The following is a 12,554-nucleotide window of genomic DNA, read 5'->3' on the forward strand; positions in this document are numbered from 1 at the left end:
CTTCATTCGGCAGAGACATGCAGGTTCCATACCTCGTAAGGTATACAAGCCAGTCAACCGAACTGCGTTCAACGGAGATGCCGCGTTGGTAGATGACATCGACCGCGCACTGCTGATGCACCTGCAGCGCGACGCCACCCAGTCCTACGCGGCACTGGCCAAGGCGGTGGGACTGTCCGCAGGCGCGGCGCATGACCGCGTACGCAAGTTGCGCGAACGCGGCGTGATCCGCCGGACCACCGTCGACGTCTCCCCGGCGCTCGTCGGCCGTGGCGTGTCGGCTTTCGTGATGGTCAGTGCCGACTCTTGGATGGGTGACGTTCCGACCCGCGACGCGCTCGCGGCTATCCCCGAGATCCAGGAAGCGCACATCATCGCCGGCGCGGCATCACTGCTGGTGAAGATCCGCACCGCGACGACCGAAGACCTGCAAGCGGCGCTGCGCCGCATCTTTGGCGTCGACGGCGTCACCGGTACCCAGGCCATGGTCGTACTGGAGACATTCTTCGAACGTTCGGTGAGCGTGCTCGACCAGCCCAGCGACCCGCACCCGGCGGATACCGACGCCTCTACGTCAGGTCCGTAGGAATCAGCCGGCGGGCACCAGGGTCGGTGGGGCGAGAAGCGGACCGCACGGGATCTTGTCGTCGGCGGTGGGCCCGTGCGACGTCAGCACCACCGGCGTGCCCAACTCCGCGCCCACCGCCTCGGCCCAGTCGGCCGGCGGGTCGTCGTACACCGGGTGGGAGCGCAGCAGGCGGTCGGTGAGCGCGGCCTGCCGGTCCAGGTCGCCGGGCGGGCCCGGGGTGAGCCGGTCGCCCGTGTCGTAGCGGCGGCAGATCCGCAGGTCGGGGCCGGCGAGGTCGAGGTGGGTCAGCGCCAGGCCGTCGACCCCGCCGGCGACGTCGAGGGCGTACCGGTGGGCGACGGCGTCGAAGTGGCCGAACCGGAACCGGCCCTGCCACGGGTTCGTCGGGTTGTGCGGGTCGGCGAGGGGCAGCGTCGGGTCCTCGGTCACCAGCGGGCCGGGGCCGTGCCGGGTGGTGACGGTCCGCAGCACGCCGATCCGGGTCACCTCGCCGGCCTGCCCCGCCTCGGCGAGCAGGCGGTCGGCGTTGGTGAAGGTGGTGGTGCTCCACGTGGTGTACGGGTGGAAGCCGTGCCACTCGTCGAGCAGCACCCCCTGCGCGCCCTCGAAGACGCAGGTCCCCGAGCGCAGCGCTCCGGCGAGCCAGGTCCGGTCGACGACGGCGACCCGCCCGGCGAACCCGGTGAACGCGGGCAGGCAGTCGTCGACCGGCGGCGCGTCCAGCGGGCCGAGTTCGGCGGTCAGCCGGTCCCGCAGCGCTGCCAACCGGCGGCGCAGCACCGCTGGTCGCAGACAGTCGCCGACCCGGGGCGCGTCGTCGGGGTGGGCGAGGCCGTACGCGACGGCCTCGCCCACCCCCAGCCCGCAGGAGCCGTGCCGGTCGGCGCCCCGGGCGATCTCGCGGGCCCGATTGGCGGCCCGGTGGTACGGCGTGGCGAGCAGCGCCTCGGCGTCGACGGTCAGCCGGTCCAGCGCGTCGGGCACCCCGACCGTGGCGAGATGGTCGGCCTCGGCAGCCAGCGCCAGCGGGTCCACCACCACCTGCCGGGACAGGTGCGTCCGGACACCGGGGTGGAACGTGCCGGCCCCGAACTGGGCGAACGTGTGGTGCCGCCGGTCGCGCAGCACGACGTTGTGTGCCGCCTGCGCGCCCCCGTTGAAGCGGACCACCGTGTGCACCGGGCGGGTGGCGCAGAGCCAGTCCACGACCGTGCCCTTGCCCGCGTCGCCGTACCCGAGGTCGACCACCGCCACATGCGTCACAGCCGGGTCACCCCGCCCGTGGTGTCGCGGAACGCCGGCAGCGTCGACACCTCGGCCCGCCGCCCCCGACCGAGCCGGGCCAGCGCCTTCGACACGGTGCCGGTGGCGCGCGAGCCGGCGCGGTCCAGGTGGCGCAGGCCCTCGTCCAGGTCGATGGCCTGCTCCCCGAGGCCGATGGCGAGGGCGATGGCCTCGCAGACCGCGTCCAGGTCGTCGAGCACCACGGCGTTCTGCCCGAGCAGGTCCCGCCAGAAGTCGAGCACCTTCGAGTTGCCGGCGTGGCTGCTGCCGGCGGGGAGCAGGTAGTAGGTGTCCCACCGTCGGGTCACCTCGTCGACGACCTGCCGCAGCGGTACGTCCTCGGTGAGGCCGTCGCCGATCAGGCTGGCCACCTCCCGGGCCTTCACCCGCTCGTACGCCAACTCGTCGCCGATGACGAACAGGTAGCCCCGTCGGCCGCGCTTCTCCCAGTTGTCGGTCACGGTGTGCCGGGCCATGAAGTACAGAGCCAGCTCGTACGACTCACTCATCTGCCCGCCGCCACCGCCTTCGAGGACGATCCGGCCGAGGTCGTCGTCCATCCGGTTGTCCGACTCGAACTGGCCGACCTGCAACGGCACCCGGTCGCAGGTGGCGTCGCCGATCGCGCCGAACATGATCTGCGGGTCGCTGGCGTAGCCCTGCCGTTGCAGCAGCCCGAGCAGTTGCGGCAGCTTGGTCTGCAGCACGCGCGGCACCTTGAGCATCGAGCCGGTCACGTCGAAGAGCACCGCGACGGGCGTCGAGCGGGGGTGTTCGGCGGAGTCGCGGCTCTCCCGGGTCGCGTCCCGGGGGTCGAGCGCGGGGTGCACGGTCCGCGCCCCGCTGTCGCTGTAGGAGAACGCGCTGCGGCCGGCGGCGCGCCGGTAGCGGTCGGCGGCGTCGTACACGTCGGTGGACCAGGTTCCACTGCCCATGACAGCTCCTTAGGGGGTGAGGGTGAAGGGTCGGAAGGTGCGTGGCCCGTAGAGCCGGTCCAGCACCTGGTCGAGTTCGCGCAGCAGGGCCCAGGCGTCGTCGGGTCGGGCGTTCAGCGCGTCCTGCCGGCAGCCCTGCGCGAAGGCGTGCAGCTCACGAGGGGCACGGGGCCCCATCAGCCAGCTCATGCACCGGCTGGCCAGCGCGATGTCGGTGCCCGGTCCGCAGGGCCGCTTCCGGATCACCTCCGGCGGGTACCAGTCCTCGTGGCCGGGCACGAGCGCGGGGATCGTGCCGTCGGTCGGGGCCGCGAAGCACCAGTCGACGAGCACCACGCCGTGGGCGTCCGGCTCGATCAGCACGTGCCGTGGCAGGACCGCGCCGTGCACGATGCCCGCGCGGTGGGCCAGGCCGAGCGCCACCAGCAGCCGCCGCCACATCCAGGCCGCGTCCCGGGCGTCCAACCCGTCGGGGTACGCGCGCCGTACCGCGTCGAGGTCGTGCAGGCCGGGCGCGGTGGCCAGCACGTTGATCCGCCGTTCGGCGCCGGTCGCCGAGTCGCGGTGCGGGAACTCGTCGACCAGCCGGGGCACGTACGGGAGGTAGCGCGGGTCGCCGCGCTCGGCGATGGTGCGCAGGGCGTGTGCCTCGCGGGCCATCAGGTCGTTGTCGGTGGGCCGGCGGGGGAGTTTGAGCAGCCGGTCGTCGCCCACGTCGTAGAGGTCGGCCAGGTCACCGGATTGGGCCGGCGGGCCGAGCCGGTAGTCGCCGAGGACGGTGGTCCGCCGGGCCTGCCACCGGGTCGTGACGTGGACGTACGCGTCGAGGGCTTCGGCGCGTACCCCCGGGTCCGTCGGCAGCCGGTCGGGGTGCAGGGCCGCGACCAGCTCGCGGTAGCGGCGGGCCGGCTGGTCGGTGCCGAACAGGTCGGCGTCGGTGCGGGCGGCCGTGACCAGGTCGATGGCCTCGGCGGTCCTCATCGCACCGTCTCCTCGCGGGCCGGTCGCAGCAGCGCCGGGTGCAGCAGTCGGGCGTCGCCGGCCCGGTAGAGCCGGGCCCGGGGACCACCCCGGGCGCCGCCGCGTTCGGTGCTCGCGCCGGTGCTCTCCACGAAGCCCGGCACGGAGAGCACCTTGCGGTGGAAGTTGCCGGCGTGCAGCGGGTGACCCCAGACCGTCTCGTAGACGGCCCGCAGCTCGCTGATCGTGAACTCGGCGGCGAGGAAGCGCGTGGCCAGTGGGGTGTACTCCAGCTTGGACCGGGCCCGCTCCAGCGCATCGTCGATGATCTGGCCGTGGTCGAAGGCGAGCTGCCGGTTGGTCAGCGCCGTCACCGGCAGCCAGCTCGCCTCGTCGGCGTCGGTGCCGGCCGCCGCATCCGGCAGGTCGGGAGCGAACGCGAGGTGCGCGATCGAGACGACCCGCATCCGCGGGTCCCGGTCGGGAGCGCCGTAACTGCCCAACTGCTCCAGGTGTACGCGGGCCAGCCCTTCGCCGCCGAGCCCGGTCTCCTCGGCCAGCTCCCGTCGGGCGGCGGCGCTCAGGTCCTCCTCGGGGCGGACGAAGCCGCCGGGCAGCGCCCAGTGCCCCGCGAAGGGCGCCTCGCCGCGCCGGATCAGCAGCAGGTGCAGCTCGCCGTCGCGGATGGTCAGCGCCACCACGTCGACGGTCACCGCGACCGCCGGATAGTCCCGGGGGTCGTACGCGGCCAGGAATTCCCGCTCGTCCACCATGTCACTCTCATTCTGAGAACATCTCGTTGTGAGAACAACTTAGCGTAGACGTGCGTCCCTGCCAACCCCCGGGTCGGCAGGGACGCGTCAGCGCACGAGACCCACCAGATGCGGCCGCCCGCGCGAGTCGTGCAGGGCGAAGCCGTCGTCGGGCAGGAGGGCGAAGTTCACCGTGCTCGGCAGCGGTACGGGCAGCTTGAAGGCGACCTCGACGGTGTAGGCGTCCGGCAACCGCGTCTCGAGTGCGGCGAGGCAGCGCGCCTTGCTCCACATGCCGTGCGCGATCGGCCGCTGGAAGCCGAACAGCCGCGCGCCGAGCCGGGAGGTGTGGATCGGGTTGTGGTCCCCGGAGACACGCGCGTACGCGGTGCCCACCCGGGGTTCGACCCGCCACCGGGCGGTGGCCGTGGGCGGGGTCGGACGTTCGCCGCGCTCGCGTCCGCCGGGTGTGCGCTCCCGACCCAGGTACGTCGAGACGCCCCGCCAGACCTCCTCCCCGTCGACCGAGCCGACCAGCACCACGTCCACCTGCCGCCCCCGGTCGTGCGGGCGCAGGTCCTGGGCGTACGTCGTGAAGTCGATGGTCTCGTCGGCGCTGATCGGCCGGTGCACGGTGATCCGGTTGCCGACGTGCACCACGCCGGTCGGCGCGATCGGAAAGCCCGGCGCGGTCATCAGCCGCAGAGCCAGCGGAAAGCCCAGGACGTGCGGGTACGTCCCGGGCAGCCGGTCGGTGAGCCGGAACCCGCACACCCGGTCGTAGTCGGCCAGGTGGCCCCGGTCGACCTGCACGCCGCGTACGGCGAACTCGACCGCCGGCAGGTCGTTGCTCTTTCGCCCCCGGCCCAGGCCGGGCAGCGCGCCGAGCACGGCCCGCCGGTACAGCGCCCCGGCCGCCGGCACCCGGGTCAACTCGACGCGCTCCCGGCCACCCGTGGCGGCCGGTCCGTGGCCGCTCAGGTCGGCGGTCACCTCGGCCGCCGCCGCGCTCAGGTCGTGCGTCTGCTCCACGCCCGGGTCGGCGTCCGCGGCTCCCGGCCGGCGGATCGCGTCCAGCGTCTCGGACGACAGGATCTCGGTCGGGCCCTCGATCAGCTCGTGGACCGACAGGTCGTCGTCCGGCTCTCTCCTGCGGGCCATCACGCCCCCAGCAGACTCTGGCCGCAGACGCGGACCACGTTGCCGCTGATCGCGCCGCTCGCCGGCCAGGCCAGCCAGCCGATCGTCTCGGCCACGTCCACCGGCAGCCCGCCCTGGGCCAGGCTGTTCATCCGCCGGCCCGCCTCCCGGACGACGAGCGGGATGCGGGCGGTCATCCGGGTCTCGATGAAGCCCGGGGCCACCGCGTTGACGCTGATCCCCCGCTCGCGCAGGCTCGGGGCGAGCGAGTCGACCAGCCCGATCACGCCGGCCTTGCTGGTGGCGTAGTTGGTCTGCCCCCGGTTGCCGGCGATCCCCGCGATCGAGGACACCCCGATGATCCGGCCGCCGGCCGGAATCAACTCCCGTTCCAGCAACACGTCGTTGATCCGCTCCTGGCTGGACAGGTTGACGTCGATGACCTGGTCCCACCGGTCGGCGTCCATCCGGCCGAGCGTCTTGTCCCGGGTGATGCCGGCGTTGTGCACCACCGCGTCGACGCGTCCGTGCCGGCCGGTCAGGTGATCGGCGAGCCGGGTCGGCGCGTCCGGGGCGGTCAGGTCGAGCTGCACCGCCGTACCGCCGATGTCGTTCGCCACGGCGGCGAGGGCGTCCCCGGCCGCCGGGACGTCCAGCGCGACCACCTGGGCGCCGTCGCGGGCGAGCACCTTGGCCAGGGCCGCGCCGATGCCCCGGGCCGCCCCGGTGACGAGGACGACCTGCCCGTCCAGCGGACGGTCCCAGTCGGCCGGGGCGGTCGCCGTACCGGTGCCGACCCGGACGACCTGCCCCGAGACGTACGCGGACCGCCCGGAAAGGAGGAACCGGAGGGTCGATGCGAGGCTGATGGCGTCACCGTCGCGCGCCACGTAGACGAGCTGGGCGGTGGTGCCCCGGCCGAACTCCTTGCCGATGCTCCGGACCAGCCCTTCCAGGGCCCGCTGGGCGGTCGCCTCGCGCGGGGTCGGGCACTCCTGCGGCGGGGTGCCGAGCACGATCACCCGGCCGCTGGGCAGCAGGGTGCGGGCGTGCGGGTGGAAGAAGTCGTAGAGCTGGCGGAGCTGGGTCGAGTCGGTGATGCCGGTGGCGTCGTACACCAGGGCGCCGAAGCGGTCCTCGGCGGCGACCGCGCCGGTGTCGCGCAGCTCGACCCCGGCGGCGGTCAGGATCGTGCTGACCGGCTCGGCGAGCCGGCCGCCGTCGGCCGCGCCGAGCAGCGCGGGCCCGGGCAGCAGCGGGTCGCCGGGCTGGTGTCGGCGCAGTCGCGGCGGATCGGGCAGCCCGAGACGCTTCACCAGCGTGCGGCCGGCGGCCGATTGGACGAAGCTCGCGTACCTGTCGGTCATGGGCGTAGCCTACTGGCGAGTAAGGTTCGAGCAACACTCGCGAGGAGGCGGATCGTGCAGAGCATCCGGAGGGTCGCGGTCATCGGCGGCAACCGCATCCCCTTCGCCCGTTCCAACTCCCGCTACGCGGACGCGTCCAACGCGGACCTGCTCGGCGCGGCGCTCGACGGTCTGATCGCCCGGTACGGGCTGGCCGGGCAGCGGGTCGGCGAGGTGGTGACCGGGGCGGTGCTCAAGCACTCCCGCGACTTCAACCTGACCCGCGAGGTGGTGCTCGGGTCCCGGCTCGACCCGCACACCCCGGCGTACGACATCCAGCAGGCCTGCGGCACCGGCCTGGAGGCGGCCATCCTCGTCGCCAACAAGATCGCCCTCGGTCAGCTCGACGTGGGCATCGCGGGCGGTGTCGACACCACCTCGGACGCGCCCCTCGCGGTCAACGAGGACATGCGTCGTACGCTGCTCAAACTCAACTCCGCCCGGACGGTAGGCCAGCGGCTGAAGATCGCCGCGAAGCTGCGCCCGCTCCAGCCGTTCAAGCCGGACATCCCCCGCAACGCCGAACCGCGTACCGGCCTGTCCATGGGTGACCACGCCGCCCGTACCGCCCTGCGCTGGCAGATCGACCGGCGCCCCCAGGACGAGCTGGCGTTGCGCTCACACCAGCGGCTCGCCGCCGCGTACGACAAGGGCTTCTTCGACGACCTGATGACGCCGTACCTGGGGCTGACCCGCGATCAGAACCTGCGCCCGGACACCAGCCTGGAGAAGCTCGGCGCGCTCAAGCCGGTCTTCGGCACCCGGGGTCCGGACGCCGAGCAGGCCACCATGACCGCCGGCAACTCCTCACCCCTCACCGACGGCGCGTCCACCGTGCTGCTGGCCAGCGAGGAGTGGGCCGCCGCACACCACCTGCCGGTGCTGGCCTGGTTCAGCTGGTCCGAGACGGCGGCCGTCGACTTCGTGCACGGCGACGAGGGCCTGCTGATGGCCCCCGCGTACGCGGTGCCCCGGATGCTGGCCCGGGCCGGGCTCACGTTGCAGGACTTCGACTACTACGAGATCCACGAGGCGTTCGCCTCGCAGGTGCTGGCGACCCTCGCCGCCTGGGAGTCGCCGGAGTTCTGCAAGGACCGGCTCGGCCTGGACGCCCCGCTGGGCGCGATCGACACCGACCGGCTCAACGTGAACGGCTCGTCGCTGGCCGCCGGGCACCCGTTCGCCGCGACCGGCGGACGGATCGTGGCCACGCTGGCCAAGCTGCTGGCTGCCAAGGGCAGCGGACGTGGGCTGATCTCCATCTGCGCGGCCGGTGGCCAGGGCGTGACCGCGATCCTGGAACGCTGAGCCCTGCCGGCCCTCCTTCCCGGGCTGCTCAACGGGTGCGGGACAATGAGGTACGTGACGACGATCCCGAACGTGCTCGCCAACCGGTACGCCTCGCCCGAGTTGGTCGCCCTCTGGTCGCCCGAGGAGAAGGTCCGGATGGAACGGCGGCTCTGGCTCGCCGTGCTCCGCGCGCAGCGTGACCTGGGCGTGGCCGTCCCGGACGGGGTGGTCGAGGCGTACGAGCGGGTGCTCGACCAGGTCGACCTGGCGTCGATCGCCGAGCGGGAGCGGGTCACCCGGCACGACGTGAAGGCCCGCATCGAGGAGTTCAGCGCGCTGGCCGGGCACGAGCACGTGCACAAGGGGATGACCTCGCGGGATCTCACCGAGAACGTCGAGCAGCTTCAGGTGCGCGCCTCGCTGGAGCTGATCCGGGACCGGGTGGTGGCGACCCTGGCCCGGCTGGCGTGGCTCGCGTACGAGCACTCCGAGCTGGTCATGACCGGCCGCTCGCACAACGTGGCGGCGCAGGCCACCACGCTGGGCAAGCGCTTCGCGTCGGCGGCGGAGGAGCTGCTCATCGCGTACGAGCGGCTGGAGGAGCTGATCGCCCGCTACCCGCTGCGCGGCATCAAGGGCCCGGTGGGCACGGCCGCCGACCAGCTCGACCTCTTCGACGGCGACGCCGACAAGGTCGCCGAGCTGGAGCGCCGGGTCGCCGAGCACCTGGGCTTCTCGCGGGTGCTGGACAGCGTCGGGCAGGTCTACCCGCGTTCGCTGGACTTCGACGTGCTGGCCGCGTTGGCGCAGACCGCCGCCGCGCCGTCGTCGCTGGCCACCACGATCCGCCTGATGGTCGGCCAGGAGCTGGTCACCGAGGGCTTCAAGCCGGGTCAGGTCGGTTCCAGCGCCATGCCGCACAAGATGAACACCCGTTCGTCCGAGCGGGTGAACGGCTTCGCGGTGATCATCCGGGGTTACCTGTCGATGGTCGGCGAGCTGGCGGGCGACCAGTGGAACGAGGGGGACGTGTCCTGCTCGGTGGTCCGCCGGGTGGCCCTGCCGGACGCGTTCTTCGCCGCCGACGGGCTGTTCCAGACCTTCCTGACGGTGCTCGACGAGTTCGGCGCGTACCCGGCGGTTATCAACCGGGAGCTGGAGCGCTTCCTGCCCTTCCTGGCGACCACCAAGATCCTGGTGGCGGCGGTCCGGCGTGGCGTCGGCCGAGAGGTCGCCCACGAGGTGATCAAGGAGCACGCGGTGGCGGTGGCGCTGGCCATGCGCGAGAAGGGCGCCCCGGAGAACGATCTCTTCGACCGCCTGGCCGCCGACGGCCGCCTCGGCCTGTCCCGCGCCGACATCGACACCCTGGTGGCCGACCGCACCGCCTTCGCAGGAGCGGCCAAATCCCAGGTGGAGTCGGTAACCCGCAGAATCACCAAGGTCGTGGAAACCCACCCCCACGCCGCCACCTACACCCCACCCCCCATCCTGTAACCCGGGGGGTTTGGCCCGGTGATCATGAAGTTATTGCCGCGACACGCCGGTGCGCAGGGCAATAACTTCATGATCAACCGGATCGGATCGGGTCCTAGCTAGTCGCCGGTGGGGGTTTCGGCGGCTGTTCTCAGGTTCGGGGCGCTCGCGGGTTCGGCGATGCCGCCCAGGGACTCCGCGAAGGCCGGGTCGGTGGCGGTCTCCGCCGCCACCGCCGGCTGGTCGGGCGGCATGGTCTCGGGCATCGTGGGTACGGCGACGACCGCCGTGCCGTACGCGCAGATCTCCATCCACATCTCGCCGCAGTCCCGGCTGTCGAAGCGCATGCCGATCACGGCGTTCGCGCCGAGTCGCAGGGCCTCCTCGCCGAGGCGGGTCACCGAGTCGGTACGCCACCGGGTCAGGTTGTCCGGGGCCATCGGGTCGTACGCGCCACCGCGCAGGTTCTTGACCCCCTCGCGGTACGGGTTGCGCGTCCTGGCCATCGATGACACCACCTCACCGAGAATCTGGCGGATCTCGTAGCCGGGCAGTTGCTCTGTCGTCACGACCAGCACGTTTCCGATGCTGTCAGGAGTAGCGCGACCCGATCGGGTGGCGTGTTCACCTGATCGGATGCTGCAAAACGGCGCGGCGCGGACGGCCGGCGCGCAGCCGACCATCCGCGCCGCACGGGCGCTAACCGTCAGACACCGGCCACCGAGGTGATCCAGGCCCGGTTGTACGCGACGCTGCCGTAGTTCTGGATGTTGTAGCCGTCGGCCGTGGAGGCGACGCCGACCTGCTGGCCGTTGTAGAACTGCGGGCCGCCGGAGTCGCCCCGCCAGGCGTTGCCGTTGATCCGGGTGCTGCGAATGGCCTGACCGCCGTACGCGTCGGTGACGTTGGTGCTGGTCACCTGGACGGTCGCGGTCTTGAGCTGGCTGGACGCGGAGCAGCCGCTGTAGCAGGTCATGCCCCAGCCGTAGATCGAGTTGGTCGAGCCGACCGGCGGGTTGCTGTTCGCCAGGGAGACCGTCGAGGTGCTGACGGTGCTGGAGAGGCGCATGAGGGCCAGGTCGTTCCGGGTGTAGGTGGCGCTGACGGTACGGGTCACCCCGCCCGAGGCGCGGTAGACGCTGCCGACCCGGACGGACATCGTGCCGCTGATGCAGTGCCGGGCGGTGAGTACCCACTGCGCGGCGATCACGCTGCCGGAGCAGGTGAACGAGCCGTTGCTGAACACGGCGGCGGCCCAGGGCGCGGACGAGACGGTGCCGCCGCCGATGATGGGTTGCGGGCCGGCCGGGGCGGCGGACGCGCCGGTCGGGGCGGCGAGGGCGCCGACCAGCGCCGTGCTGATCAGGGCGAGCAGGGGACGAACGCGCATCGCTGGACTCCTTGGGGCGGGATGGGGCCCGGGGTCGCCGGGTGCCCGGTGGCGGCGACGGGAGGTCCCCGTCGCCGCTGGCATCGAGCCATGTCGATGTACTGTAGGGCCGACGAGGATCATTTTCAAGAACTTGATCGAGATCGTTCAATGTAACGATTCGGCCACCCGCTGCGCCGTATATGCCCTGCTGAGGTGGCCTGTCCCGCGTGGCGGAGCGCACTCGCCGCCGGTTATGTGGATCACTGCCTGAACTGCGCCCGGCCGGTGCGTCCGCGACGGAATCTGCCAGGTACGCTGGCTGCGCTCGCCCGTTGTGGGTAGGCACCCAACTGCGTACACAGTCAGGAGTGCCCAGTGCCTCGCGTCGTCGTCGACGTCATGCTCAAGCCCGAGATCCTCGATCCGCAGGGCCAGGCCGTCGCAAACGCGCTGCCCCGGCTCGGCGTCAGCGACGTCGCCTCAGTCCGGATCGGCAGGCGGATCGAGATCGACTTCACCGGTGAACCGGACCTGGACCGGGCCCGGGAGATCGCCGACAAGCTGCTCGCCAACCCGGTCATCGAGGACTTCACCGTCCGCCTGGTCGAGACCGACGAGACCGCGGACGCCCGCTCGTGACCGCCCGGGTCGGTGTGGTCACCTTCCCCGGCTCGCTCGACGACGGGGACGCGGCCCGCGCCGTCCGGATCGCCGGCGCCGAGCCGGTCCGGCTCTGGCACGGTGACGAGAGCCTGCACGGGGTGGACGCCGTCGTCCTGCCCGGCGGCTTCTCCTACGGCGACTACCTGCGCTGCGGCGCCATCGCCCGGTTCGCCCCGGTGATGGAGACGATCGTGGACGCCGCCCAGGGCGGTCTGCCGGTGCTCGGCATCTGCAACGGCTTCCAGATCCTCTGCGAGGCGCACCTGCTGCCGGGCGCGCTCACCCGCAACCAGCACCTGCACTTCCGCAACCGGGACCAGGTCCTGCGCATCGAGTCGGCCGGCACCGCGTGGACCAACGCGTTCCAGGCCGGCCAGGAGGTGCTGATCCCGGTCAAGAACGGCGAGGGCTGCTACGTCGCCGACACCGCGACGCTGGACCAGCTCGAAGCCGAGGGTCGGGTCGTCGCCCGCTACGTCGGCGGTAACCCGAACGGGTCGCAGCGCGACATCGCCGCGATCACCAACCCCGCCGGCAACGTTGTCGGCATCATGCCGCACCCCGAGCACGCGGTGGAGGCGCTCACCGGCCCCTCGCTGGACGGCCTCGGCTTCTTCACCTCGGTCCTCAAGCACCTGGTGGGGACCCCAGCGTGAGCATCGGTCAGCTCAACCGCCGGCCCGGCGG

13 protein-coding genes are annotated in these 12,554 nt (G+C 72.3%); 5 read left to right on the forward strand and 8 right to left on the reverse strand.

The features are described 5' to 3' along the window. Nucleotides 1-85: 85 nt before the first annotated feature. Nucleotides 86-586 (forward strand): Lrp/AsnC family transcriptional regulator, encoded by a 501-nt coding sequence (locus tag ACN263_RS30830; RefSeq protein WP_422737698.1) that lies wholly within the window; start codon nucleotides 86-88, stop codon nucleotides 584-586. A 3-nt stretch (nucleotides 587-589) separates the two neighbouring features. Here the strand turns inward: ACN263_RS30830 and ACN263_RS30835 are convergent, their stop codons facing one another. The 6 genes from ACN263_RS30835 to ACN263_RS30860 all read right to left on the reverse strand — a co-directional run bounded on the left by ACN263_RS30835 (nucleotide 590) and on the right by ACN263_RS30860 (nucleotide 7,027). Beyond that, complete coding sequence (locus ACN263_RS30835; RefSeq protein ID WP_422737699.1) at nucleotides 590-1,852, reverse strand: adenylosuccinate synthetase; 1,263 nt, start codon at nucleotides 1,850-1,852, stop codon at nucleotides 590-592. Next, the gene (locus tag ACN263_RS30840) at nucleotides 1,849-2,808 is read right to left on the reverse strand and encodes a hypothetical protein (RefSeq protein ID WP_422737700.1); all 960 of its coding nucleotides are present in this window, start codon (nucleotides 2,806-2,808) and stop codon (nucleotides 1,849-1,851) included. The genes ACN263_RS30835 and ACN263_RS30840 overlap by 4 nt, the downstream gene beginning before the upstream one ends. A gap of 9 nt (nucleotides 2,809-2,817) precedes the next feature. After that, nucleotides 2,818-3,789 carry a serine/threonine protein kinase gene (locus tag ACN263_RS30845; RefSeq protein WP_422737701.1) on the reverse strand — a complete coding sequence of 324 codons (972 nt, stop codon included), beginning with the start codon at nucleotides 3,787-3,789 and terminating at the stop codon, nucleotides 2,818-2,820. Beyond that, on the reverse strand, nucleotides 3,786-4,541 hold the full coding sequence (locus ACN263_RS30850; protein ID WP_422737702.1) for an NUDIX hydrolase: 756 nt from the start codon (nucleotides 4,539-4,541) through the stop codon (nucleotides 3,786-3,788). Before ACN263_RS30850 ends, ACN263_RS30845 begins: the two co-directional genes overlap by 4 nt. Nucleotides 4,542-4,628: 87 nt before the next feature. Then, nucleotides 4,629-5,681 carry a MaoC/PaaZ C-terminal domain-containing protein gene (locus tag ACN263_RS30855; protein WP_422737703.1) on the reverse strand — a complete coding sequence of 351 codons (1,053 nt, stop codon included), beginning with the start codon at nucleotides 5,679-5,681 and terminating at the stop codon, nucleotides 4,629-4,631. Further along, nucleotides 5,681-7,027 carry a 3-oxoacyl-ACP reductase gene (locus ACN263_RS30860; protein WP_422737704.1) on the reverse strand — a complete coding sequence of 449 codons (1,347 nt, stop codon included), beginning with the start codon at nucleotides 7,025-7,027 and terminating at the stop codon, nucleotides 5,681-5,683. The genes ACN263_RS30855 and ACN263_RS30860 overlap by 1 nt, the downstream gene beginning before the upstream one ends. A 54-nt stretch (nucleotides 7,028-7,081) precedes the next feature. Between ACN263_RS30860 and ACN263_RS30865 the strand changes: the two genes are divergently transcribed. Further along, nucleotides 7,082-8,374 carry an acetyl-CoA C-acetyltransferase gene (locus tag ACN263_RS30865; protein WP_422737705.1) on the forward strand — a complete coding sequence of 431 codons (1,293 nt, stop codon included), beginning with the start codon at nucleotides 7,082-7,084 and terminating at the stop codon, nucleotides 8,372-8,374. A gap of 54 nt (nucleotides 8,375-8,428) precedes the next feature. Continuing rightward, entirely contained in the window at nucleotides 8,429-9,853 is a 1,425-nt protein-coding gene (gene purB, locus ACN263_RS30870) for an adenylosuccinate lyase (protein ID WP_422737706.1), read from the forward strand. A gap of 98 nt (nucleotides 9,854-9,951) precedes the next feature. Here the strand turns inward: purB and ACN263_RS30875 are convergent, their stop codons facing one another. Next, nucleotides 9,952-10,515, reverse strand: a complete 564-nt coding sequence (locus ACN263_RS30875; protein WP_422737707.1) for a YbjQ family protein — start codon at nucleotides 10,513-10,515, stop codon at nucleotides 9,952-9,954. A 23-nt stretch (nucleotides 10,516-10,538) separates the two neighbouring features. Next, a complete protein-coding gene (locus tag ACN263_RS30880) occupies nucleotides 10,539-11,222 on the reverse strand; it encodes a S1 family peptidase (RefSeq protein WP_422737708.1) in 684 nt (227 codons plus the stop codon). A 357-nt stretch (nucleotides 11,223-11,579) separates the two neighbouring features. On the opposite strand from ACN263_RS30880, the gene purS reads away from it, so the two are divergent. Then, entirely contained in the window at nucleotides 11,580-11,843 is a 264-nt protein-coding gene (gene purS / locus ACN263_RS30885) for a phosphoribosylformylglycinamidine synthase subunit PurS (protein WP_007454310.1), read from the forward strand. Continuing rightward, nucleotides 11,840-12,523, forward strand: coding sequence for a phosphoribosylformylglycinamidine synthase subunit PurQ (gene purQ, locus ACN263_RS30890; RefSeq protein WP_422737709.1), 684 nt, complete (start codon nucleotides 11,840-11,842; stop codon nucleotides 12,521-12,523). Before purS ends, purQ begins: the two co-directional genes overlap by 4 nt. The last annotated feature ends 31 nt before the right edge of the window (nucleotides 12,524-12,554 follow it).

This window comes from Micromonospora sp. WMMD729, from assembly GCF_049315225.1.
GTDB lineage: Bacteria > Actinomycetota > Actinomycetes > Mycobacteriales > Micromonosporaceae > Micromonospora.

What these genes read in the sequence shown, in the direction of transcription:
- ACN263_RS30850 (WP_422737702.1), bottom strand. Translation starts at nt 4,541, where the DNA reads ATGGTGGACGAGCGGGAATTCCTGGCCGCGTACGACCCCCGGGACTAT.
- ACN263_RS30880 (WP_422737708.1), bottom strand. Translation starts at nt 11,222, where the DNA reads ATGCGCGTTCGTCCCCTGCTCGCCCTGATCAGCACGGCGCTGGTCGGC.
- ACN263_RS30840 (WP_422737700.1), bottom strand. Translation starts at nt 2,808, where the DNA reads ATGGGCAGTGGAACCTGGTCCACCGACGTGTACGACGCCGCCGACCGC.
- ACN263_RS30875 (WP_422737707.1), bottom strand. Translation starts at nt 10,515, where the DNA reads ATGGTCGGCTGCGCGCCGGCCGTCCGCGCCGCGCCGTTTTGCAGCATC.
- ACN263_RS30855 (WP_422737703.1), bottom strand. Translation starts at nt 5,681, where the DNA reads ATGGCCCGCAGGAGAGAGCCGGACGACGACCTGTCGGTCCACGAGCTG.
- ACN263_RS30845 (WP_422737701.1), bottom strand. Translation starts at nt 3,789, where the DNA reads ATGAGGACCGCCGAGGCCATCGACCTGGTCACGGCCGCCCGCACCGAC.
- ACN263_RS30860 (WP_422737704.1), bottom strand. Translation starts at nt 7,027, where the DNA reads ATGACCGACAGGTACGCGAGCTTCGTCCAATCGGCCGCCGGCCGCACG.